1 protein-coding gene is annotated in these 582 nt (G+C 45.0%); it reads right to left on the reverse strand.

Going from position 1 to position 582, the window contains the following annotated elements:
- The coding region (locus R7R24_RS28880) for an MFS transporter (RefSeq protein WP_318120482.1) at window positions 1–582 on the reverse strand (582 nt) is incomplete at both ends.

Below are 582 nucleotides of genomic sequence, written 5' to 3' on the forward strand. Positions count from 1 at the left end.
CTACTGTGTCTGCAATCACCGCCGAGATAAGAGGGTTGGTCATCATAAAGATGCCTGTAATCACCGCTAACCACGCCATCACGACCGTTGGATTATCATAGCCAGTAAAATAGAACCCAATGCGAGCGATGATCTCTAAAACACACAGCGCAATAAAGATGTCACGCTTTTTGAAACGCTTTGTCAGCACAGGCGTAGCCAAACACGCAATCGCACTTACCAAAGTGATGGTACCAATCAGAGAGACTAACCCTGCATCTCCCATGTTGTATGTGAAGAAGAAAATGTACAGGCCATTCACTAGATTGAAAAACACATTCATGAAAAACGCTGCCAGAATAAAAAACAACGGCTTATTTTTACGAACGGCTTGAAAGGTTTGTTTTAGCGTGACTTTTTCGCAGCTCTTCGTCGAGATGCGTTCTTTGGTGTTGTAAAAACCGTTCAGCATGAAGAACAAACCCGCAATCATCAACACAATCACTGCTGGTAAGTAACCCTGATCTGCGCGGCCATCAGCGAAGTAAGCGCTCAGTTTTGGGAACACAACCAAAGTCGCACCAATACCCGCATTCACCCCTA

The sequence above is a fragment of the Vibrio sp. 704 genome, from assembly GCF_033339295.1.